Source organism: Gilliamella sp. A7 (assembly GCF_002142015.1).
Taxonomy (GTDB): domain Bacteria; phylum Pseudomonadota; class Gammaproteobacteria; order Enterobacterales; family Orbaceae; genus Gilliamella; species Gilliamella apis_A.
This window is the reverse complement of the sequence record NZ_NASN01000110.1, coordinates 1-1,061: the sequence shown is the minus strand read 5'-3', so window position 1 is coordinate 1,061 and position 1,061 is coordinate 1. Positions and strand designations below refer to the sequence as shown.

Annotated in this window: 1 protein-coding gene; it reads left to right on the top strand. The window is 41.2% G+C overall.

What is annotated here, in order from left to right; genetic code table 11:
• Positions 1 to 1,061: elongation factor Tu (gene tuf, locus B6D18_RS12360; protein WP_086364704.1), on the top strand; the 1,061-nt coding region annotated here is incomplete at its 3' end.

The window sequence follows — 1,061 nt, the reverse complement described above, 5'->3', positions numbered from 1 at the left end:
ATGTCTAAAGAAAAATTTGAACGTACAAAACCCCACGTTAACGTTGGTACAATCGGCCACGTTGACCATGGTAAAACAACTTTAACTGCAGCGATCACATCAGTATTATCTAAAAAATACGGTGGTCAAGCTCGTGCATTCGATCAAATCGATAACGCACCAGAAGAAAAAGCACGTGGTATCACCATCAATACTTCACACGTTGAATACGATACACCAACTCGTCACTACGCACACGTAGACTGCCCAGGCCATGCTGACTATGTTAAAAACATGATCACTGGTGCGGCACAAATGGACGGCGCTATCTTAGTAGTAGCAGCAACTGATGGTCCAATGCCACAAACTCGTGAGCACATTCTTTTAGGTCGTCAAGTAGGTGTACCTTACATCATCGTATTCTTAAACAAATGTGATATGGTTGATGATGAAGAATTATTAGAATTAGTTGAAATGGAAGTACGTGAACTTCTATCTCAATACGATTTCCCAGGTGATGATACACCAGTAATTCGTGGTTCAGCGCTTAAAGCGTTAGAAGGCGATGCAGCATGGGAAGACAAAATTGTAGAATTAGCAGAAGCATTAGACAGCTACATTCCAGAACCAGAGCGTGACATTGATAAACCATTCTTATTACCAATCGAAGACGTATTCTCAATCTCAGGGCGTGGTACAGTAGTAACAGGTCGTGTAGAGCGCGGTATCATCAAAGTTGGTGAAGAAGTTGAAATCGTTGGTATCAAACCAACTTCAAAAACAACTTGTACTGGTGTAGAAATGTTCCGTAAATTACTAGACGAAGGTCGTGCTGGTGAGAACGTAGGTGTATTATTACGTGGTACAAAACGTGAAGAAATCGAACGTGGTCAAGTATTAGCAAAACCAGGTTCAATTACTCCACATACAGATTTCGAATCAGAAGTGTATATTCTAAGTAAAGATGAAGGTGGTCGTCATACTCCATTCTTCAAAGGTTACCGTCCACAGTTCTACTTCCGTACAACAGACGTAACAGGTACTATTGAATTACCAGAAGGCGTAGAAATGGTAATGCCAGG